A 19,780-nucleotide genomic window follows, 5' to 3' on the forward strand; every position below is an offset into this window, starting at 1 on the left:
TGACCCCCCTGCTCGAAGTACGCGGGATCGACAAGAGCTTCGGCCCGGTGCAAGTCCTGCATGACGTGGCCTTCTCCGCCCACGCCGGTGAGGTGACCGCGCTGGTCGGCGACAACGGCGCCGGCAAGTCCACGCTGGTCAAGTGCATCGGCGGCATCTACCCGATCGACGAGGGCGAGCTGCTGTTCGACGGCCGGCCGGTGCAGGTGCACGGCCCGCGCGACGCCGCCGCGCTGGGCATCGAGATCGTCTATCAGGACCTCGCCCTCTGCGACAACCTCGACATCGTCCAGAACATGTTCCTGGGCCGGGAACGCCGCCGCGGCATCATGCTGGACGAGGCCGCGATGGAGGAACTGGCCCAGGAGACGCTGACCGGGCTGTCGGTCCGCACGGTCAAGTCGATCAGGCAGCAGGTCTCCAGCCTGTCCGGCGGCCAGCGCCAGACCGTCGCCATCGCCAAGGCCGTGCTGTGGAACAGCAAGGTCGTCATCCTCGACGAGCCCACGGCGGCGCTGGGCGTCGCCCAGACCGCGCAGGTGCTCGAACTGGTGCGCACGCTCGCCGACAAGGGCCTGGCCGTCGTGCTCATCTCGCACAACATGAACGACGTGTTCGCGGTGTCCGACAGGATCGCGGCCCTCTACCTCGGCAGGATGGCCGCCCAGGTCCGCACCGCCGACGTGACCCACGCGCAGGTCGTCGAACTGATCACATCCGGCCGCAGCGGAGACCTGGGGATCAAGCAATGAACAAGGTCAAGGAACTCCCCGGAGACGCGATCGCCACCGCGGCGAAGGCGCCGTCGATCGGGCACAGCGCGCGGGCCTACCTTGAGCGGGTGCGCGGCGGCGACATGGGCGCGATGCCCGCGGTGCTCGGCCTGATCGTGCTCTGCACGGTGTTCGCCATCGCCCGGCCGTCCTTCCTCAGCGCGATCAACTTCGCCAACCTGTTCACCCAGGGCGCCGCCATCACGGTGATCGCGATGGGCCTGGTGTTCGTGCTGCTCATCGGCGAGATCGACCTGTCGGCCGGGTTCGCCAGCGGGGTCTGCGCGGCGGTGCTCGCGGTGACGCTGACCAACATGGGCCTGCCCTGGTATGTCTGCGTGCTGGCCGCGATCCTCACCGGCGTGGTCATCGGCACGGCGCTCGGCGGGCTGGTGGCCAAGGTCGGCATCCCGTCGTTCGTGGTGACGCTGGCCGCCTTCCTCGCCTTCCAGGGCCTGGTCCTGGTGCTGGTGGACGAGGGCAAGAACATCTCGATCAGGGACGAGGTGATCGTCGCGATCGCCACCAGGAACCTGCCGCCGTGGCTCGGCTGGACCCTGTTCGCGGCCTGCGTGGCGATCTACGCGGGCATCCAGCTCTACCGGGCCAGGAAGCGCGCCGCGCGCGGCCTGGTCGCCGACCCGATGTCGCTGATCGCCGCCCGGGTCGGGACGCTCGTGCTCATCGGCGGGCTCGCGGTGTACGTGCTCAACCTGGAGCGCAGCCGCAACCCGCTGCTCACCTCGCTGACCGGGGTGCCGATCGTGGTGCCGCTGATCCTGGTGCTGCTGGTGCTGTGGACGTTCGTGCTGCGGCGTACCGCGTTCGGCCGGCACGTCTACGCGGTCGGCGGGAACGCGGAGGCGGCCCGCAGGGCCGGCATCCCGGTCGACCGGATCAAGGTCGCCGCGTTCGTCATCTGCTCCTCCATGGCGGCGGTCGGCGGCATCATCGCCGCCTCGCGGGCCAGCTCCGTCGACCCGAACACCGGCGGCAGCTCCGTGCTGCTGTACGCGGTGGGCGCGGCCGTCATCGGCGGCACCAGCCTGTTCGGCGGCAAGGGACGGGTGCTGGACGCCGTCCTGGGCGGCGCCGTGGTGGCGGTGATCGAGAACGGGATGGCCCTGATGGGGTACGGGTCCAGTGTGAAATATCTCGTCACCGGGTCCGTGCTGCTGCTCGCCGCGGGCGTGGACGCCATCGCGCGCAAACGGGCCGCCGCCGCTGGTCTAAGGTGATCAGCGACTTTCACCCGCTGAAGGAACCACAGACGATGCGTGCCGGTCCGTCCCAGGAGGACATCAGGCGTCACAACCTGGGCGCACTGCTGCGCCATGTCCATCTGGGCGGGCCGATCTCGCGGGCGGAGCTCACCTCCCGGATGGGGCTCAACCGCAGCACCATCATGGCGCTCACCTCCGACCTGACGGCGGCCGGGCTGGTGCGCGAGGAACTGCCCCGCGAGACGGGGCGGGCCGGGCGGCCCTCCCTCGTGGTCCGCCCCGAGTCGTCGCGGGTGTACGTGTTCGCGTTCGACGTGGGCCCCGACCGGCTGGCGGCGGCGCGCGTCGGGCTGGGCGGGGTGATCCTCGACCGGCGTGAGCTGCCGCGCCGGCGCGGCCCGTTCCAGCTGGGGGAGCTGGTGGGGGTGCTGGCCGCCTTCGTCCGGCAGATGCGCCGCAAGACCCGGCCCGACACCGTGTGCGTGGGCGCCGCCGCGGCGGTGTCCGGCGGGGTGCGCAAGGGCGATGGCGTCATCACCTTCGGCCCCAACCTGATGACGCAGGGGCGGGAGGTGCCCTTCGGCGAGGAACTGGGCCGCAGGCTCGGCCTCGGCCTGCCGGTGAGCGTGGGCAACGACGCCAACCTGGGCGCGCTGGCCGAGCACAGCCGCGGCGTGGGCGCGTCCGTCAAGGACCTCGTCTACCTGCACGGCGACGTCGGCATCGGCGGCGGCATCATCGCCGGAGGCCACCTGCTGGGCGGTCACGACGGCTACGGCGGCGAGGTCGGCCACATGGTCGTCAACCCTGGCGGCCGGGCCTGCGGCTGCGGCTCGCACGGCTGCCTGGAGGCCGAGGTGGGGGAGCGGGCGCTGCTGGAGGCGGCCGGCCGCGCCCAGGCCGTGCGGAACGGCGAGGTCCACCGGGGCAGGCACGGCCGTGAGGCGGTGCGCGCCGTGGTGGACGCCGCCGACCGGGGCGACATCGTGGCCCAGAAGGCGCTCAAGGGGGTCGGCGACTGGCTCGGCCTGGGCGTCGCCAACCTGATCAACATCTTCAACCCGGAGATGATCATCTTCGGCGGCATGCTCAGGGAGATCTATCTCGGCTCGGCGGCGCGGGTGCGCAGCCAGCTCACCCTGCACGCCATGGCGCCGCAGCGCGAGCGGGTGCGGCTGCGCACCTCGGCGCTGGCCGACGACGCGACGCTCGTGGGCGCGGCCGAGCTGGCCTTCGCCCACGTTCTCGCGGACCCGCTGGAGGTCCTGGCCCGGGCGGGCGGTTAGGAGACCCGGGAGTTCGGCGCCGTCCAGGTGTTGCAGGCGCGGGCCGAACCGGCGTCGTAGCCGCGGTCCTGCCAGTAGGCGAGGTTGCGCGGCTTGCCGTGGATCTTGCTCTCGCGGCTCTGGCCCACCGCGTCGATCCACTGCGACCAGGTGATCTCCGAGGGGAGCGAGTCGAGCGCGGACCGGTAGAAGACGCCGGACAAGCACTCGGCCTGCATCTCCAGCCGGCGGCTGAGCGCCGCGCGCTGGGTCCTGCCGGAACGCCAGTAGAGCGTGTTCTGCGCGTCGAGGATGCCGGTGAGCTCCTGGACGTGGTGGCCCCACTCGTGCGCCACCGAGTGCGCGAGGTTCATCATGATCTGGTCCCGCAGATCGCGCTTGGTGATCCGGATCACGACCGTGCGCTGCTCCGGGCAGTACTGCGCGCCGTTGGCGTTGATCTTCCCGCAGACCGAGCGGCTGCCGGTGGTGATCTGCAGCCGGGGCGGGGTGTACCGCAGGCCGGCCGCCTTGAACCGGGTGGCCCAGAAGCGGTTGGCGCATCGGGCCAGCGCCTGCTGGAACCTCTTGACGGAAGCGGCGCTGCCGGACCGGATCTCCGGAGCCGGGCAGGACATGGGGGCCGCGGTGCCCGATCGGTAGATCTTGTTCTTGGTGAGGACGGCCGGCAGGGCCGTGGCCGCGGAGGTGCTCGCGGCCTCGGCCGTACCCGTCAGGCCCACGCCCGCGATCATGCAGGCAGCCGCTAGGACAAGAGGAATACGCACGATCGCGGATACTAGACGAGTTCGTGGTGATTTGTTGGTGTAAACCAGGCTGTCGCGGCGATCTCACAGCGTTCCTGGAGCCCCGGGCGGGGGGGCCCCCCCCCCCCCCCCCCTTCCGGGTTGGTCTCGCCGGTGGTCCGCTCCGGCGAGGCGCGAGGTCAGGCCTTCTCGGCCTCGCCGGTGGCCTGCTCCAGCGCGTCCTCCGGCGACTGCTCCAGGTCCTGTTCGGCGTCGGAGGCGGCCTGGGCCGACGCCTTGTCCAGGCGGACCCAGCTCGTCACGCTCTCGACGGCGAACAGCACGAACAGGTAGGCCGTCAGCACCGCCAGCACCGGCGTGATCAGCCCCAGCGCGGCACCCGCGCCGATGATGAGCAGCCGCAGCTCCCAGCCGAGCCCGGCGTAGAACACCCAGGCCGGCGGCCAGATGCTCTGGCGGGTGCGGTAGACGGTGTCGTAGGTGTGGTAACCGACCACGTACACCAGCACGAACAGCAGCCACTTCGGCGCGTCCGCGGCGAGACCGACGACGATGATCGTGAGGAACTCGGCGGCGCGCAGCAGCGGCGGGGTGAGCCAGTCGAAGCGGCCCAGGTGGTCGCGCGGCGCGGTCGGCAGCACCAGCAGCAGCAGGATCAGCGACGGCACCAGCATCGTGAAGCCCGGCTGGACGAGGCCGGTCACCGTGACGGCGATGACGGCGAGCAGCGCGGCCAGAGTGGCGGGAACCGGCGGCAGCCCCTTGCCGAGCCGGGCGGCCAGCACGTGGACGAGGGGACCGTCGTCGCGGTAGGCGAGCAGGCGGGCGGTCTGGATGCGCCGGCGCTCCTCGTCGGGGTCCGGCGTGGGGGTGGCGGCGGCCTGCGGCTGAGTGATCATGCGAGCGACCTCATGAGGCGTCCGGTGAGTGTGTAAACGGCGGCGACGGTGCCCCAGATCACCAGCGTGAGGAAGGTAATGCGGGCGTCGAAGAGCGCAGCGGTGATCGCGATCGCCGCGAACCGCTCGCCGATGGGAAACACGATCATTTTACGCGCCCAGTGGACCGCGCGGTACTTGCCGGCCTTGCCCCACATCTTGAGCAGGCGGCGGACGCCCCGGCTGGTCTCGACCTTGCGGCGCTCCAGGGCCAGGCGCAGGTCGCGGTCGTCGGGGGCGTCGAGCGGCAGCGTCGGCAGCTTGGCGGGCGGCTTGCGCCGGGTGGAGATGCCGAAGGAGAAATCGAGCAGGTGACGCACCGACTGCAGGCCGAGGGCGGCCAGCGCGAAGATCCAGATGTCGTCGCCGCCGTGGCCCGCGACGACCCAGCCCACCGCCAGGCCGGCGAAGACCACGTACTCCTTGAACCGGTCGAACGTGGCGTCGAGCCACGCCCCCAGCACCCCGAACTTGCGGGCGTAGCGGGCCACCTGACCGTCGACGCAGTCGAACACGAAGGCGAAGTAGATCAGCAGCCCGCCGGCGACCATCCACGGCCGCTGCCCGGTGGCGAAGCAGACGGCGGCGGCCACCCCGAGCGCGATCGAGATGAGCGTCACCTGGTTGGGCGTCAGCCCCCGCCGGGCGGCCCACCGGGCGATGAACCGGGAGTAGGTGGAGACGAAGTAGGTGGTGAAGAAGCCGTCGGCGCCCTTGACCGCGTTGTTGAGCCGGGCCCGGTCCTCGTCGAAGCCGGACATCTCCACGGCGGCCTCGTTGGCCTCCTCCTGGGAGCCGACGCGGCGGTAGAACAGGTCGCGGCGGCCCCGGATGCCGACCGACACGCCCTTGCGCACCAGGCCGAAGACGATGATCTGGACCAGGTCGTCGTCCGGGCCGAAGGCGGAGGCCATCTCGGCCAGCTCGCGGCAGGTCTCGGCGAGGACCGGAGCGTTGCGCGCGCTGAGGTGGACAGGGCCGAGCAGCACCGCGTTGGGCCTGGTCACGGCGTGGGTGGCGGTGCCGACCGAGATGACCCTCGTCTTGCCGATGCGGGAGCGGACGGGCAGGCCCTCCAGGCGGTTGAGCCCGATCTCGGGCTCGGCCTCCGCGATGGGCACGTATCCGTTGAGCTGCTCGTCCTGCGAGTCGGAACCCTCGTCCGCCTCCTCGCCCTCTTCGGTCACCGGACGCGGCTCCTTGGCGACGAGGACCAGCGCGCCGCGCTTGGTCTTGGTGATCTGGTAGATCAGCTCGTCGTGGACGACCGAGTTCTCCGGGATGATGAACAGGGGTTCGGTCGCGGACTCCGCGACCTCCGCAAGGGAGCGCAGGGCGGCGGCCACGTCGCCGGAATCGATCGTGGCGGGCCTCGGGTCCATGGACTGGACCTGGCTGCGCAGCCGCTCCGCGACGGTGGGATTGCCGGGGAGCGCGGCGAGCCTCAAGCCGGTCGGAGCGGTGTCGGGGCCGGGCGAGGAGCCCAGCAGGACCACGCGGGTCATGACTACCTTTCGAGGCGGTGACGGGGGTTGGAACAGCGGGCAATCTGGATCAGGCGTCAAAGTCTAGTGACGGTTGCGGAAAGTCGCGTCACACCACCTTGGGTGCAAGCCGAAGTGTCGTCATCTTGATACGGCCATAGGATGGGCGGGTGAGTCTCTACCGTGACGAGGGCGTGGTGTTGCGCACGCAGAAGCTCGGTGAGGCCGATCGCATCGTCACGGTCCTGGCCAAGCGCACCGGCAAGGTCCGGGCGGTCGCCAAGGGAGTGCGCCGCACGACCTCGCGCTTCGGCGCCCGGCTGGAGCCGTTCACCCACGTGGACCTGCAGCTCCACACCGGCCGCACGCTCGACGTGGTCACCCAGGCGGAGACGATCAGGCCGTACGGGGAGGCGCTGGCGAGCGACTACCCGCGCTACACCGCCGGCACCGCGATGCTGGAGACCGCCGACCGGCTGACCCACGGCGAGAAGGAGCCGGCGCTGCGGCAGTTCCTGCTGCTGGTGGGCGGGCTGCGCACGCTCGCCGAGGGCGGTCACGAGCCCCGCCTGGTGCTCGACGCCTACTTCCTGCGCTCGCTGGCCGTGGCCGGTTACGCGCCCGCGCTGGAGGCGTGCGCCAAGTGCCGCGCGCCCGCGATCCGGGCGTTCGCCATCGTGGCGGGCGGCGTGGTGTGCGGGGCGTGCCGGCCCGCCGGCGCGGCGGTGCCCGCGGGGGAGACGATCGGCCTGATGACGGCGCTGCTGCGCGGCGACTGGGCGACGGCCGACGCCTCGCAGGCCCGCCACCGCAGCGAGTGCAGCGGCCTGGTCGCCGCCTACCTGCAATGGCACCTCGAACACGGGATACGCTCGCTGCGCCACGTAGAAAGGGAGCCCGTGTGAACGTCCGCCCGCCGACCCCGCACCCGTCAGGCGCGACCCCGCCGCCGATCCCGGGCGAGCTGGTGCCCCGCCACGTGGCCATCGTCATGGACGGCAACGGCCGGTGGGCCAAGGCCCGCGGGCTGCCCCGCACCGAAGGCCACAAGGCGGGCGAGTCCTCGCTGTTCGACGTCATCGAGGGCGCTCTGGAGCTGGGCATCCCCTACCTGAGCGCCTACGCGTTCTCGACGGAGAACTGGAAGCGCTCGCCCGACGAGGTGCGCTTCCTCATGGGCTTCAACCGCGACGTGATCCGCCGCCGGCGCGACGAGCTGCACGCGATGGGGGTGCGGGTGCGCTGGGCGGGCCGGCCGGGCCGGCTGTGGAAGAGCGTCATCGACGAGCTGCGCTCCGCCGAGGAGATGACCCGCGCCAACGGCAGGCTGACGTTGCAGTTCTGCGTCAACTACGGCGGCCAGGCCGAGATCGTCGACGCGGCGCTCAAGCTGGCCGAGGACCTCAGGGCGGGCCGGGTCAAGGCGTCGAAGGTCAACGAGAAGGTCTTCGCCCGCTACCTCGACGAGCCCGACATCCCGCCGGTCGACCTGTTCGTGCGCTCGTCGGGTGAGCAGCGCTTCTCCAACTTCCTGCTGTGGCAGTCGGCCTACGCCGAGATGGTGTTCCTCGACCGGCTCTGGCCCGACTTCGACCGCAGGGACCTGTGGGAGGCGTGCGAGATCTACGCCAAGCGCGACAGGCGCTACGGCGGAGCCCTGCCCAACCCGGTCTAACCGGCCTCTGAGCTGGGCACTCTTTCCCGCATGCGGCGACTGGCCTGGCAGACCGTCCTGATCATCGGGGCCTACTACGTGGTGCCCGTGCAGCCCGACCCGCGCCTGTGGGTGCAGGTGCTGCGGACGGTCGCGGTGCTCGCGGGGATCGCCCTGGTGGGGTGGAGCGTGGTCAGGGAGGTCAGGCGCGAGTCGGCGGGCGACCAGGGCGGGCTCACCACGGCCCGCCTGGCGCTGGTCACCGTGCTGGGCGTGGTGCTGTTCGCGCTGGCCGACTACTGGGTGGCCATCTGGCGGGAGGACGAGTTCGTCGGCCTGGAGACCAGGACCGACGCGCTCTACTTCGCGGTCTCCACGCTGGCGACGGTCGGCTTCGGCGACGTGCACGCGCAGGGGCAGGTGGCCAGGGCGCTGGTGCTGGTGCAGATGGCGTTCAACGTGGTCGTGCTGGCCACCGCCGCGACCCTGCTGTCGGGCAGGCTCAAGGGCGCTCAGGCCCGGCGGCGGGCGCGGTAGGCGGCCACGTGCATGCGGTTGCCGCAGGTGCGGCTGTCGCAGTAGACGCGGCTGCGGTTGCGGGACTCGTCGACGAACACGTGGTCGCAGTCGGGGGCGGCGCAGGTGCGCAGCCGCTCCCATTCGCCCTCCACCAGCAGGTGGGCCAGGGCCACGCCGCAGTCGGCGGCCAGGTGCTCGGCGAGCGTGGCGTCGGGGGCGAAGTAGTGGACGTGCAGGGGGTGGCCGTCGTGCTCGGTCAGCCGGGGCGTGATGCGCGTCTCGGAGAGCAGCCCGTTGAGCAGGCGGACCGCCGTCGGCTGGTCGGCCGCGGTGAACACGCGGTAGAACGCCTCCCGCACCATCCGCACCTGGCCGAGGTCGCGCGCCGTGAGCCCGCCCAGACCGCTGACCTCCCGCGCCTCGACGAAGGATTGCAGCTCGGGCAGACTGGAGAGCCGGTCTTCACCGCCGGTGGAGGGGGAGGTGTTGACGAGGTCGACAACGGTGCCCAGGGAATGCTGCATGTCATGGCCAAACGGCATGTTGACTCCTGTCGGGGCCGGTTCTAGCGTGGTCGCAGCGTATCTCTCCCACGGGGGCCTGGGTTTCTCGATGAGTTCACATCGCCGTATCGTGTTGATCGCGATCGCCGGCGCCTTGATCATTTCCACCTCCGCGCCGCTCGTGCGGCTCGCCGACGTGGAGCCGGCCACCTCGGCGATCTTCCGGTGCGCGTACGCGATCCCGCCCATGATCATGCTGGCCTGGCTGGAACGCCGCCGGCGCGGGCCCTTCCGGGGCAGGCCGCGGCTCCTCGCCTGGCTCGCCGGCCTGCTCTTCGCGCTCGACCTGCTGTTCTGGCACCACTCCATCGCCTACGTCGGGGCGGGCCTGGCCACCGTGCTGGGCAACCTCCAGGTGTTCATCGTGGCCTTCGCCGCCTGGGCGCTCTTCCGTGAGCGGCCGTCGCGCGCCCTGATGCTGGCCACCCCCGTGGTGTTCGGCGGGGTCGTGCTCATCTCCGGCGTGTTCGACCAGGCCGCGTACGGCGCCGACCCCGTGCTCGGCGTGGTCACCGGCATCGCGACCTCGCTCTCGTACGCGGCCTTCCTGCTGATCATGAAGAGCGCCTCCGACCGCTCGGCGGCCCCGCTCGCGCACGCCACCGTGGTGGCCACGCTCGCCATGGTGGCGCTCAGCCCGCTCTTCGGCGGCGCCGACCTCACCCCGAGCTGGCCCCAGCACGGCTGGCTGCTGGTGCTCGCGCTCGGCCCGCAGGTGCTCGGCTGGTCGCTCATCACCTACTCGCTGCCCCGCCAGCCCGCCGCGCTGACCGCGCTGCTGCTGCTCATCCAGCCGATGACGACGGTCGGCCTGTCGGCGGTCCTGCTCGGCGAGCGGCCGTCGGCTCTGCAACTGGCCGGGTGCGCGGTGGTCGTGCTCGGCGTGCTGTGGGGGTCGCGCCGGGGTCAGCCCGCTCCCACCGGCGTGGAGCAGGACGAGCAGGTGCCGAAGACCTCGACGGTGTGAGTGACCTCGGTGAAGCCGTGCTCGGCGCCGACGGTCTCGGCCCAGCGCTCCACGTCGGGACCCGCCACCTCGACGGTGTGGCCGCAGCGGCGGCAGACCAGATGGTGGTGGTGCTCGCCGGTGGCGCACGCGCGGTAGACCGACTCGCCGTCGTCGTTGCGCAGCACGTCGACCTTGCCGTGGTCGGCCAGCGCCTGCAGCGCGCGGTAGACGGTGGTCAGCCCGATCTTCGCGCCGGTCTGGCGCATCTCGGCGTAGACGTCCTGAGCGCTGCGGAACCCCTCGCTCTGCCGGAGGGTGTCATGGACGGCGTCACGCCGGGAGCTCATAGGACCTCCTTGACGCGGACGTTGCCTGCCTGGCTCACTCTCGACTCCTGGGATCGGCCTCGGCGTACGAATCTACCGACAACGAGAGCCAGGGCGAAGCCGGCCAGAGCGAGCAGGACGATGGCGGCCCCCGGCGGCACCCGCGTGGACGCGGTCGAGGCCAGCAGCCCCCCCAGGGAGGCCACCACGCCGAACACCATGGCCAGCAGCATCGTCGAGCGGAACCCCCTGGTGAGCTGCTGGCTGGTCGCCACCGGGATGACCATGAGCGCGCTCACCAGCAGCAGGCCGACCACCCGCATGGCGATGACCACGGTCAGCGCGGCGGTGACCGCGACCAGCATGCTGAGGAAGCGCACCGGCAGCCCGCTGGCCCTGGCCATCTCCTCGTCCTGGCAGAGCACGAACAGTTCCCTGCCGAAGACCGCGACCACTCCCAGCACCAGCACGGCCAGCCCGCCGATGACCCAGATGTCCTCGACCGTGACGCTGGCGATGGCGCCGAACAGATAGGAGTTGAGCTTGGCGTTGCTGCCGCCGGGCGCGATGCCCATGAGCATGACGCCGCCCGCGATGCCGCCGTAGAACAGCAGCGCCAGCGCCACGTCGCCGCTCGTACGGCCGCGCGCCCTGACCAGCTCGATGGCGAGGGCGCCGGCGACCGCCACCGCGACGGCCGTCAGCACCGGCGCGGTGCCGGTCAGGAAGCCGAGCGCGACGCCGGTCAGCGCCACGTGGCCGATGCCGTCGCCGAGCAGCGCCAGCCGCCGCTGCACGATGAAGGTGCCCACGGCGGGGGCGCAGAGCCCCACCAGCAGCGCCGCGACCAGCGCGAGCTGGAAGAACTGCTTGTCGAGCAGGCTCAGGTCGATCATGCCTCTCCCTGCCAGCCGCGCAGCGGTCCCGCCACGGCCTCGGCGGCGTGCGGATGGACGTGCTGGTGCCCCGGCTTGGCGCACTCGCCCTCCGGCTGCGGCGGCGGCCCGTCGTGGGCGACGCGGCCCTCGCGGATCACCACGCCGCGGGTGATGAGCGGCTCCAGCGGGCCCAGCTCGTGGGCCACCAGGACGACGGTCTTGCCGTCGGCCACCAGCCGGGTGAGCGTGTCGGCGAGCAGCCGCTGCGTCTCGGCGTCCACGCCGGCGGTCGGCTCGTCCATCACGTAGGCGTCGGGCTCGCCGGCCAGCGCGCGGGCGATGAGCACCCGCTGCTGCTGGCCGCCGGAGAGCGCCTGCGCCGAGTCGCCGGTCCGGTCGGACAGCCCCACCGCGTCCAGGGCGCGGTCCACCGCCTCCCGGTCGGCGGCGCTGGTGCGGCGCAGCCTGCGCCGGCGCGCGATCCGGCCGGAGGCGACGACCTCGCGGACCGTGGCGGGCACGCCGCCGCCGACCGCCAGGCGCTGCGGCACGTAGCCGATGCGCCACCACTGGCGGAAGCGCGCGGGCGGGACGCCGTACAGCAGGGTCGAGCCGCCGGACAGCGGCGTGAGCCCGAGCAGCGCGCGCACCAGCGTCGACTTGCCCGAGCCGTTGGCGCCCATGACGGCCACGACGTCGCCCTCGTGGATGGTCAGGTCGACGCCCGCCAGCACGGGCCGCCCGTCGAGCGTGACCCGCCCGCCGGTCATCGCGAAAGCGGTCTCACCCATGCGTGCACCCCAACGCCGTCTGCAACGTCTTCAGATTGTCGCGCATCGCGGACACGTAATCCCCGGAAGGCGCGCTCTCCAGCGGGTCGAGCACCGCGGTCCTGGCGCCGACCTCGCCCGCCAGCACCTCGGCCACCTTGGGGCTGACCAGCTTCTCGGTGAAGATCGTGGTCACCTGGTCGCGCTTGGCCAGCTCGGCGACCTCGGCCAGCCGGGCGGGGGAGGGCTCGGACTCGGGGTCGAGCGTGATGCCCACCTGCTTCAGCTTGTAGCGGTCGGCGAGGTAGCCGAACGCGCCGTGCGCGGTGACCATGGCGCGCGTCGAACACGTGGTCAGGCCCTGGGCGAACTCCTGGTCCAGCGCGGTGAGCGAGGCGGCGGTGGCGGCGGCGCGCTCCTTGTACGCCTGCGCGTGCGCGGGGTCCGCGGCGGCCAGCCGCTCGCCCAGCCGGGTGGCGACGGTGGCGAACCGGGACGGGTCGAGCCACAGGTGGGGGTCGTAGGAGACCTCGTGGTCGTGGCCTTCCTCGCCCTCGTCGTGGGCGTGCTCGTCGTGCCCGCCCACCGGGAGGGTGGTGACGGCGGTGGCGGCGTCGAACGCCGTGTCGGGGGAGACGGCCTCGTCCACGGCGGGCTGGACGCCCTTGATGTAGACGGTGAGCGCCGCGTCCTCCAGCTGGGCCATCTGGTGGGCGCCGAGCTCCAGGTCGTGCGGCTCGACACCGGGAGTGGTCAGGCTCGTCACCTCGACGTCGGGGCCGCCGATCTGCTCGGTGAGCCACTGCAGCGGGTAGAAGGCGGCGACCACGCGCGGGGTCCCTTCATGGGCCGCGCCGGTCCCGGCGTCGGCGCCGCACGCGGCCGTGGCCAGCAGCAACGCGCCTGCGAGTGTCCCGGCGAGACTCATGCGGCGATGTCCTGACATCATGTGAGTCAGTATGCCGGGAAATGAAAATGGTTGTCAAAATCGCTGGGTTGGGATGCCGGACGGTGGCTGGGGGCCAGGCCTTCCGCACGGCATCCCGCCGTCACCCCGGCGGAGGTACGCCGGCTGAGCCGTAGCCGGCCCCCGAGGTGAGGTTCAGCCGCTGCTCGCCCGTATAGACGTTCATCGAGTCACCCCGCAGGAACCCGATGAGGGTCAAGCCCTCCTCGGCGGCCAGCTCGACCGCCAGGGAGGACGGGGCGGAGACCGCGGCGAGCACTGGAACGCCCCCCATCACCGCCTTCTGCACCAGCTCGAAGGACGCCCGGCCGGACACCATCAGGACGGCGCCGCGCAGCGGCAGCCGCCCGTTCCTGAGCGCCCAGCCGAGGAGCTTGTCCACCGCGTTGTGCCGGCCGACGTCCTCGCGGACGCAGAGCGGCTCGCCCTCCGCGGTGAACAGACCGGCGGCGTGCAGCCCGCCGGTCCGGTCGAAGACCCGCTGGGCCGCGCGCAGCCTGCCGGGCAGGGCCGCCACGGTCGCCTGGCGGAGCTCGACGGGGTCGTCGTGCGCCGCCCAGCGGGCGACGGTGCGCACCGCCTCCAGCGAGGCCTTGCCGCAGACCCCGCAGGAGGAGGTGGTGTAGAAGTTGCGCGGGGCCGGCGCCTGGACGCCCGGCGCGAGCCGCACGTCCAGGACGTTGTAGGTGTTCTGCCCCGCTGCGCTCATGGTCGCGGCCGCTTCGGGGCTCGTCGGCTCCTCGGTCGCTCTCTCCCCGAGAGCTCCTCCGCTCCGGCTCGCGCCCGCGCAGTAGCGGATCGTGGCGATGTCATCGGCCGAGCCGACGGCGCCCTCGCTGACGAGGAAGCCGGCGGCCAGGTCGAAGTCGTCGCCGGGGGTCCGCATGGTGACGGTCAGCGGCGTGCCGTCGAGGCGGATCTCCAGCGGCTCCTCCGCCGCGAGCGAGTCGATCCTGCGCGTCGGGGCCTGGTCCCTGATGCGCAGGATGCGGCGCTTGACGGAGACCTTAGACATAGCCGAACCCGAACCGGCCCTTGACGCAGAGGTTCCCGTGCGTGACCGGGTTGTCGTGCGGTGACGTCACCTTCACGATCTTGTTGTCCTGCACGTGCAGGGTCAGGTTGCAGCCCACCCCGCAGTAGCTGCAGATCGTCGTGGTCTCGGTCTGGCGCGACTCGTCCCACGTGCCCGCCGCCCGCATGTCGAACTCGGTCTTGAACGACAGCGCCCCGGTGGGGCACACCTCCACGCAGTTGCCGCAGTAGACGCAGGCAGAGTCGGTGAGCGGCGCGTCGAACTCGGTGGAGATCGTCGCGTCGAAACCCCGGCCGGCCACGCCGATGGCGAAGGTGTTCTGCCACTGGTCGCCGCAGGCGTCCACGCACTTGTAGCACAGGATGCACTTGGCGTAGTCGCGGACGTACAGCTCGTTGTCCACCTTGGCGGGCTGCTCGACCGTGGCGGCGTCGGCGCCGAACCGGCCCGGTTCTGCGCCGTACTCCTCGATCCACTCCGCCGCCCTGGGGGTCGTCGACAGGTCCACCGACGAGCCGAGCAGCTCCAGCACGACCTTGCGGCTGTGGCGGGCGCGCTCGGTGTCGGTGCCGACCGTCATGCCCGGCTCCACCTTCCTGGAGCAGGCAGGGGCCAGTGTCCGCGAGCCCTCGACCTCCACCACGCACACCCGGCAGGCGTTCTTCGGGGTGAGGGTGTCGCCGTAGCAGAGGGTCGGCACGTCCTTGCCCGCCGCCGTGCAGGCGTCCAGGATCGTCGAGCCTTCCGGCACCCGTACGCTCTCGCCGTCGACCTCGACGTCGACGAGCCGCCGCGGCGGCTGCAGCGGGATCACCTGTACACCCCCAAGCGGTCGATGGCTGATTCCACGGCGTTCCAGGCCGTCTGGCCGAGCCCGCAGATCGAGGCGTCCCGCATGGTCTGCCCGACCTCGCGCAGCAGCAGCAGGTCCCGTTCGTCCACCCGCTCGGACAGGCGGTGCAGCGCCTCCTCCTGCCGTACGGTGCCGACCCGGCAGGGCACGCACTGCCCGCACGACTCGTCGCGGAAGAACTCGGCGATGCGCAGCAGCATCGCCTTGAGGTCCACGCTGTCGTCCAGCACGAGCACCACTCCGGAGCCCAGCGTGGCGCCCGCCTGCCTGGTGCCCTCGAACGTCAGCGGGATGTCGAGGTCGGTCACGAAGGCCCCGGCCGCGCCGCCGAGGAGCACCGCCCGCGGCTCGCCCACCGGGTTCGCCAGGTCCATCAGGTCGCGGAGCGTCGCGCCGAACGGCAGCTCGTAGATGCCCGGCCTGGCGACGTTGCCGGACACGCAGAACAGCTTGGTGCCGGTCGACGCCTCGGTGCCGATCGCCGCGTACGCCTGAGCCCCGTGCTCCAGGATCGGCAGCACGTTGACCAGCGTCTCCACGTTGTTGACCACTGTGGGCTTGCCGAACAGGCCCTTCTCCACCGGGAACGGCGGCTTGCTGCGCGGCTCGCCGCGGAAGCCCTCGATGGAGTTGAAGATGGCGGTCTCCTCGCCGCAGATGTACGCTCCCGCGCCTCTTCTCAGCTCGATGTCGAAGTCGAAGGCGTGGCCGAGGATCCCGGTGCCGAGCAGCCCTCTGGCCCTGGCGGTGGCGATCGCGTGCTCCAGCCTCCTGATCGCCCTCGGGTACTCGCCCCGGATGTAGAGGTAGCCCTTGGCGCAGCCGGTGGCGTAGGCGGCGATCGTCATGGCCTCGACGAGCGCGTACGGGTCGCCCTCCATGATCACGCGATCCTTGAAGGTGCCCGGTTCGCTCTCGTCGGCGTTGCACACCAGGTAGTGCGGGTGGTCGGGCTGGCGTGCGGTGGCGTCCCACTTGCGGCCCGTCGGGAAGGCCGCGCCGCCCCGGCCGACCAGGCCCGACTCCAGCACCTCGCGGATCACTCCGGCGGGGCCGAGCCGGAAGGCCCGGCGCAGCGCGGCGTAGCCGCCGTCGGCCCGGTAGCCGTCCAGGCTGGCCGGGTCCGCCACGCCGATCCGGCGCAGCAGGACGAGGCCGTCCTGCCCGGCCTGGGGCACGGCGGCCTCGGCGGGAGGCTCCCCGGTGTCCCCGGCCCGGGGATCCTCGCCGCGCGAGCCCCCGGCGGCCCCGTTGGAAGAGGGACCGGCCGTGGCAGGCAGGTCCGTCCAGAGACCGTCGGTGACCTGTTCCGGCAGGACCGGGCCGTACACGTCCGCCGTCGGCGGGGAGCCCGCCTCCAGGGCGAGGGCCGCGGGGGCGCGCTCGCACAGGCCGAGGCAGGGGCTCGGCTGCCAGGACTGGCCGGGCGGGCCGAGCCGCTCCTCGACGCGGCGCCGTACCGCGTCCGCGCCCTTGGCCTGGCAGGCGAGGTCGGTGCAGACGTGCAGCACCCGGGGCGGCCGCGGTTTCACCGAGAGCAGCGCGTAGAAGGTCGCCACCCCGTACGCCTCGGCGGGCGGCACGGTGAGACGGCGGCAGATGTAGTCGAGCGCCCCCTCGCTGATCCACCCGACCCGGTCGTTGACCGCGTGCAGGGCCGGCAGCAGCAGGTCGCGGGCGCTCTCGGGGCGGGCCGCGACCCGCAGGTCGGTCTCGGTCCGCCGGCCGCCCTCCCAGGCGGTGGCGGGGGGACCGAGCAGCGCGTCGACCGCCTCGCGCTCCTCGGCCGTCGGCTCCGCGTCGCGGAATCGCAGATCCATCTCTCACCCGACCTTGACGAGCTTCTCGACGCGGACGGCCGCCGCCTTGAACTCGGCGGTGCCGGCGATGGGACAGGTGGCCTCGATGGTCAGCGCGTTGGTGTCCACCTCGTCGGGGAAGTGGAACGTCATGAACACCAGCCCCGGCCGCAGGGCGGGGTCGATGTAGACGGGCGCGATGACCGAGCCGCGGCGCGAGCTGATCCGCACCTCCTCGCCGGCCACGACGCCGAGCCGCTCGGCGTCCTCCGGGCACAGCTCGATCGTCTCCCCGCGCCGCAGCGGCGAGGCGAAGCCGGACGACTGCACGCCGGTGTTGTACGAGTCGAGCCGGCGTCCCGTCGTCAGCCGGAGCGGGTACTCCTCGTCCAGCAGGTCCACGGGCGGCGAGTGGCGCAGCAGCGCGAACGGCGCCGGCTCGCCGCGCTTGACCGGGTCGGTCTCCCACAGCCGGGCGTGCAGGTACGGCGGTTCCAGCGTGTCCTCCGTGAAGCACGGCCACTGGATGCCCTGGTGCTCGTCCAGGCGCGGGTAGGTCATGCCGCGGTGCACGGGCGAGACCGAGCGCAGCTCGTCCCAGACCTGCTCGGCGCCGTCGTAGTGCCAGTCGTGGCCCAGCCGGCGGGCCAGCTCGCAGAGGATCTCGATGTCGTCGCGGGCCTCGCCCGGCGGGTCGAGCGCCTTGCGCACCCGCTGCACCCGGCGCTCGCTGTTGGTGAACGTGCCGTCGGCCTCGCACCAGGCGGCGCTGGCGGGCAGCACCACGTCGGCCATCTGGGCCGTCTTGGTGAGGAAGATGTCCTGCACGACGAGGTGGTCGAGCATGGACAGGCGCTTGACGCAGGCCAGCGAGTCGGCCTCGGACTGGACCGGGTTCTCGCCGATGAGGTAGCAGGTGGTGACGTGGCCCTCGCCCATCGCCTCCAGCATCTGGGTGAGGTTGTAGCCGTAGCGCGGCTGGATCGGCGCCCCCCACGCCTGCTCGAAGGCGGTCCGGATGCCCGGGTCCAGGATGTCCTGGAAGCCGGGGAGCCGGTTGGGGATGGCGCCCATGTCGCCGCCGCCCTGCACGTTGTTCTGGCCGCGCAGCGGTGACAGGCCCGAGCCGTAGCGGCCGACGTGGCCGGTCAGCAGGCTGAGGTTGATCAACGCGCGGACGTTGTCGGTGGCGTTGTGGTGCTCGGTGATGCCGAGGGTCCAGCACAGCTGGGCGCGGTCGGCGCGGGCGTAGGCGTGCGCCAGCTCCCTGATCGCGTCGGCGGGCACGCCGGTGACCTGCTCGGCCACGCCGAGCGTCCACGGCTCGACCGACTCGCGGAACTCCTCGAAGCCGGTCGTGGCGCGCTCGATGAACGCCTCGTTGTGCAGCCCGGCGTGGATGATCTCGCGGGCGACGGCGTGGGCCAGCGGGATGTCGGTGCCCACGTTCAGGCCCAGCCACAGGTCCGCCCACTGCGCGGTGCCGGTGCGCCGCGGGTCGACGGCGAACATCCTGGCGCCGTTGTGGATGCCCTTCAAGACGTGCTGAAAGAAGATCGGATGCGCGTTCCGGGCCGCCGATCCCCACATCACGATCACGTCGGTGTCCTCGACCTCCTGGTAGGAGGAGGTGCCGCCGCCACTGCCGAACACCGCGGAGAGCCCCGCCACGCTGGGCGCGTGGCAGGTGCGGTTGCAGGAGTCCACATTGTTGGTGCCCATGACCACGCGGGCGAACTTCTGGCCCACGTAGTTCATCTCGTTCGTGGAACGGGCGCACGACAGCATCGCGAAGCTGTCGGGGCCGTGCTCGGCGACGTTGCGCCGGAAACCCTCGGCGGCGCGGTCGAGCGCCTCCTCCCAGGTCGCCCTGCGCAGCACGCCGTTCTCGCGCACCAGTGGATGGGTCAGGCGGTCATAGCTCATGATCCCTCCATTCTGTATACAGACTACGGTATGTGCGCCTAGCCCGCGCGGACAAGGTTCTCGTTGAGCAGGTCGCTCACCGCGTGGATGGCTCGCAGCGTGGGCACGTCCGCGCCCGTGAGATCGGCCAGTTCGACGACCGCCGCGAGCAGCACGTCGAGCTCCAGCGGCTTGCCCTTCTCCAGGTCCTGGAGGGTCGAGGTCTTGTGCTCGCCGGCCTTCTCGGCCCCGCGCAGGCGGCGCTCGATGGAGATCCCGGGGTCGCAGCCCACCCGCCGGGCCACCTCCACCGTCTCGGCCATCATCGACCTGACCAGCTCCCGCGTGCCGTCGTGCCGGCAGATCCCGGCCATCGTGGCGCGGGCCAGGGCGCTGATGGGGTTGAAGGCGATGTTGCCCATGAGCTTGATCCACACGTCCCGGCGCAGGTCGGTCTCCACCGGGCATTTCAGCCCGCCCGCCACCATGGCCTCGCTGAACCCCGCACACCGCGTGGTGCGCTCGCCGCTCGGCTCCCCGATGGAGAATCGGGTGCCCTCATAGTGACGGATGACTCCGGGCCGCTCGATCTCGGTGGCGGCGTACACGACACATCCGACCGCCCGGTGCAGGGGGAGCGCGGCGGTGACCGCCCCGCCCGGGTCGACGCTCTCGATGCGGTAGCCCTCGTAGGGGCCCTTGAGCCTGTGGAAGTACCACCACGGGATGCCGTTCTGCGCGGCGATGACGCTCGTGGCCTCGTGCAGCAGTGGCTTGATCATGGGGCCCGCGGCGGCGTAGTGGTTCGCCTTGAGGCCCAGGAAGACGTGGTCCACCGGGCCGACCTGAGCCGGGTCGTCGGTGGCATGGGGGTGGGCGACGAAATCGCCCCGGGGGCTGAGCACCATCACACCGGACTTGCGTATGGCTTCGAGGTGCGGACCTCTGGCGATGAGGTGAACCTCGACTCCCGCCCTGTGGAGGGCGGCCCCCACATACGCGCCGATGGCGCCGGCGCCAAGAACAGCGACCTTCATGCTTTCGCTCCGTTCTCGCGTCGGATTTGCATTCGGTATACAGTATGGAAAAATTTGGGTCAAGGAGCACGCCG

20 protein-coding genes are annotated in these 19,780 nt (G+C 71.8%); 7 read left to right on the forward strand and 13 right to left on the reverse strand.

Annotated features, from left to right (window positions below; all coding sequences use genetic code 11):
• Positions 1-8 precede the first annotated feature (8 nt).
• From OUY22_RS16770 to OUY22_RS16780, 3 genes are read left to right on the forward strand one after another with little or no spacing between them, the layout of a single operon-like run.
• Complete coding sequence (locus tag OUY22_RS16770) at positions 9-752, forward strand: ATP-binding cassette domain-containing protein (RefSeq protein ID WP_270155948.1); 744 nt, start codon at positions 9-11, stop codon at positions 750-752.
• Positions 749-2,011 (forward strand): sugar ABC transporter permease, encoded by a 1,263-nt coding sequence (locus OUY22_RS16775; protein ID WP_270155915.1) that lies wholly within the window; start codon positions 749-751, stop codon positions 2,009-2,011. The genes OUY22_RS16770 and OUY22_RS16775 overlap by 4 nt, the downstream gene beginning before the upstream one ends.
• A 35-nt stretch (positions 2,012-2,046) precedes the next feature.
• Entirely contained in the window at positions 2,047-3,282 is a 1,236-nt protein-coding gene (locus tag OUY22_RS16780; RefSeq protein WP_270155916.1) for an ROK family transcriptional regulator, read from the forward strand.
• On the opposite strand, the gene OUY22_RS16785 is transcribed toward OUY22_RS16780, so the two are convergent.
• The 3 genes from OUY22_RS16785 to OUY22_RS16795 all read right to left on the reverse strand — a co-directional run bounded on the left by OUY22_RS16785 (position 3,279) and on the right by OUY22_RS16795 (position 6,471).
• The gene (locus tag OUY22_RS16785; protein WP_270155917.1) at positions 3,279-4,004 is read right to left on the reverse strand and encodes a neutral zinc metallopeptidase; all 726 of its coding nucleotides are present in this window, start codon (positions 4,002-4,004) and stop codon (positions 3,279-3,281) included. The two genes, OUY22_RS16780 and OUY22_RS16785, sit on opposite strands and share 4 nt — an antisense overlap.
• A gap of 203 nt (positions 4,005-4,207) precedes the next feature.
• The gene (locus OUY22_RS16790) at positions 4,208-4,927 is read right to left on the reverse strand and encodes a DUF5941 domain-containing protein (protein WP_270155918.1); all 720 of its coding nucleotides are present in this window, start codon (positions 4,925-4,927) and stop codon (positions 4,208-4,210) included.
• Positions 4,924-6,471: a CDP-alcohol phosphatidyltransferase family protein gene (locus tag OUY22_RS16795; RefSeq protein WP_270155919.1), complete on the reverse strand. Its 1,548-nt coding sequence runs from the start codon at positions 6,469-6,471 to the stop codon at positions 4,924-4,926. Before OUY22_RS16795 ends, OUY22_RS16790 begins: the two co-directional genes overlap by 4 nt.
• Positions 6,472-6,620: 149 nt before the next feature.
• Here OUY22_RS16795 and recO point away from each other — a divergent pair, with 149 nt between their 5' ends.
• The 3 genes from recO to OUY22_RS16810 are packed head-to-tail and all read left to right on the forward strand — an operon-like array spanning position 6,621 to position 8,641.
• On the forward strand, positions 6,621-7,355 hold the full coding sequence (gene recO / locus OUY22_RS16800) for a DNA repair protein RecO (protein WP_270155920.1): 735 nt from the start codon (positions 6,621-6,623) through the stop codon (positions 7,353-7,355).
• Positions 7,352-8,125, forward strand: coding sequence for an isoprenyl transferase (locus OUY22_RS16805; protein WP_270155921.1), 774 nt, complete (start codon positions 7,352-7,354; stop codon positions 8,123-8,125). The genes recO and OUY22_RS16805 overlap by 4 nt, the downstream gene beginning before the upstream one ends.
• A gap of 30 nt (positions 8,126-8,155) precedes the next feature.
• Complete coding sequence (locus OUY22_RS16810; RefSeq protein WP_270155922.1) at positions 8,156-8,641, forward strand: potassium channel family protein; 486 nt, start codon at positions 8,156-8,158, stop codon at positions 8,639-8,641.
• On the opposite strand, the gene OUY22_RS16815 is transcribed toward OUY22_RS16810, so the two are convergent.
• Positions 8,617-9,165, reverse strand: a complete 549-nt coding sequence (locus tag OUY22_RS16815; protein ID WP_270155923.1) for a CGNR zinc finger domain-containing protein — start codon at positions 9,163-9,165, stop codon at positions 8,617-8,619. The two genes, OUY22_RS16810 and OUY22_RS16815, sit on opposite strands and share 25 nt — an antisense overlap.
• Positions 9,166-9,256: 91 nt before the next feature.
• Here OUY22_RS16815 and OUY22_RS16820 point away from each other — a divergent pair, with 91 nt between their 5' ends.
• A complete protein-coding gene (locus OUY22_RS16820) occupies positions 9,257-10,153 on the forward strand; it encodes a DMT family transporter (RefSeq protein WP_270155924.1) in 897 nt (298 codons plus the stop codon).
• Here OUY22_RS16820 and OUY22_RS16825 read toward each other — a convergent pair.
• The 9 genes from OUY22_RS16825 to OUY22_RS16865 all read right to left on the reverse strand — a co-directional run bounded on the left by OUY22_RS16825 (position 10,093) and on the right by OUY22_RS16865 (position 19,706).
• Positions 10,093-10,482 (reverse strand): Fur family transcriptional regulator, encoded by a 390-nt coding sequence (locus OUY22_RS16825; RefSeq protein ID WP_270155925.1) that lies wholly within the window; start codon positions 10,480-10,482, stop codon positions 10,093-10,095. The two genes, OUY22_RS16820 and OUY22_RS16825, sit on opposite strands and share 61 nt — an antisense overlap.
• A complete protein-coding gene (locus OUY22_RS16830; RefSeq protein ID WP_270155926.1) occupies positions 10,479-11,357 on the reverse strand; it encodes a metal ABC transporter permease in 879 nt (292 codons plus the stop codon). The genes OUY22_RS16825 and OUY22_RS16830 overlap by 4 nt, the downstream gene beginning before the upstream one ends.
• The gene (locus OUY22_RS16835) at positions 11,354-12,130 is read right to left on the reverse strand and encodes a metal ABC transporter ATP-binding protein (protein ID WP_270155927.1); all 777 of its coding nucleotides are present in this window, start codon (positions 12,128-12,130) and stop codon (positions 11,354-11,356) included. Before OUY22_RS16835 ends, OUY22_RS16830 begins: the two co-directional genes overlap by 4 nt.
• Entirely contained in the window at positions 12,123-13,037 is a 915-nt protein-coding gene (locus OUY22_RS16840) for a metal ABC transporter substrate-binding protein (protein WP_270155928.1), read from the reverse strand. The genes OUY22_RS16835 and OUY22_RS16840 overlap by 8 nt, the downstream gene beginning before the upstream one ends.
• A gap of 121 nt (positions 13,038-13,158) precedes the next feature.
• Positions 13,159-14,091, reverse strand: a complete 933-nt coding sequence (gene fdhD, locus OUY22_RS16845) for a formate dehydrogenase accessory sulfurtransferase FdhD (RefSeq protein ID WP_270155929.1) — start codon at positions 14,089-14,091, stop codon at positions 13,159-13,161.
• Positions 14,084-14,923: a 2Fe-2S iron-sulfur cluster-binding protein gene (locus OUY22_RS16850; RefSeq protein WP_270155949.1), complete on the reverse strand. Its 840-nt coding sequence runs from the start codon at positions 14,921-14,923 to the stop codon at positions 14,084-14,086. Before OUY22_RS16850 ends, fdhD begins: the two co-directional genes overlap by 8 nt.
• Positions 14,923-16,785, reverse strand: a complete 1,863-nt coding sequence (locus OUY22_RS16855; RefSeq protein WP_270155930.1) for an NAD(P)H-dependent oxidoreductase subunit E — start codon at positions 16,783-16,785, stop codon at positions 14,923-14,925. Before OUY22_RS16855 ends, OUY22_RS16850 begins: the two co-directional genes overlap by 1 nt.
• A gap of 3 nt (positions 16,786-16,788) precedes the next feature.
• On the reverse strand, positions 16,789-18,690 hold the full coding sequence (locus tag OUY22_RS16860; protein WP_270155931.1) for a molybdopterin oxidoreductase family protein: 1,902 nt from the start codon (positions 18,688-18,690) through the stop codon (positions 16,789-16,791).
• A 38-nt stretch (positions 18,691-18,728) separates the two neighbouring features.
• Positions 18,729-19,706 (reverse strand): 2-dehydropantoate 2-reductase, encoded by a 978-nt coding sequence (locus tag OUY22_RS16865; RefSeq protein WP_270155932.1) that lies wholly within the window; start codon positions 19,704-19,706, stop codon positions 18,729-18,731.
• Between the last annotated feature and the right edge of the window lie 74 nt (positions 19,707-19,780).

It is taken from the genome of Nonomuraea corallina, from assembly GCF_027620315.1.
GTDB lineage: Bacteria > Actinomycetota > Actinomycetes > Streptosporangiales > Streptosporangiaceae > Nonomuraea > Nonomuraea corallina.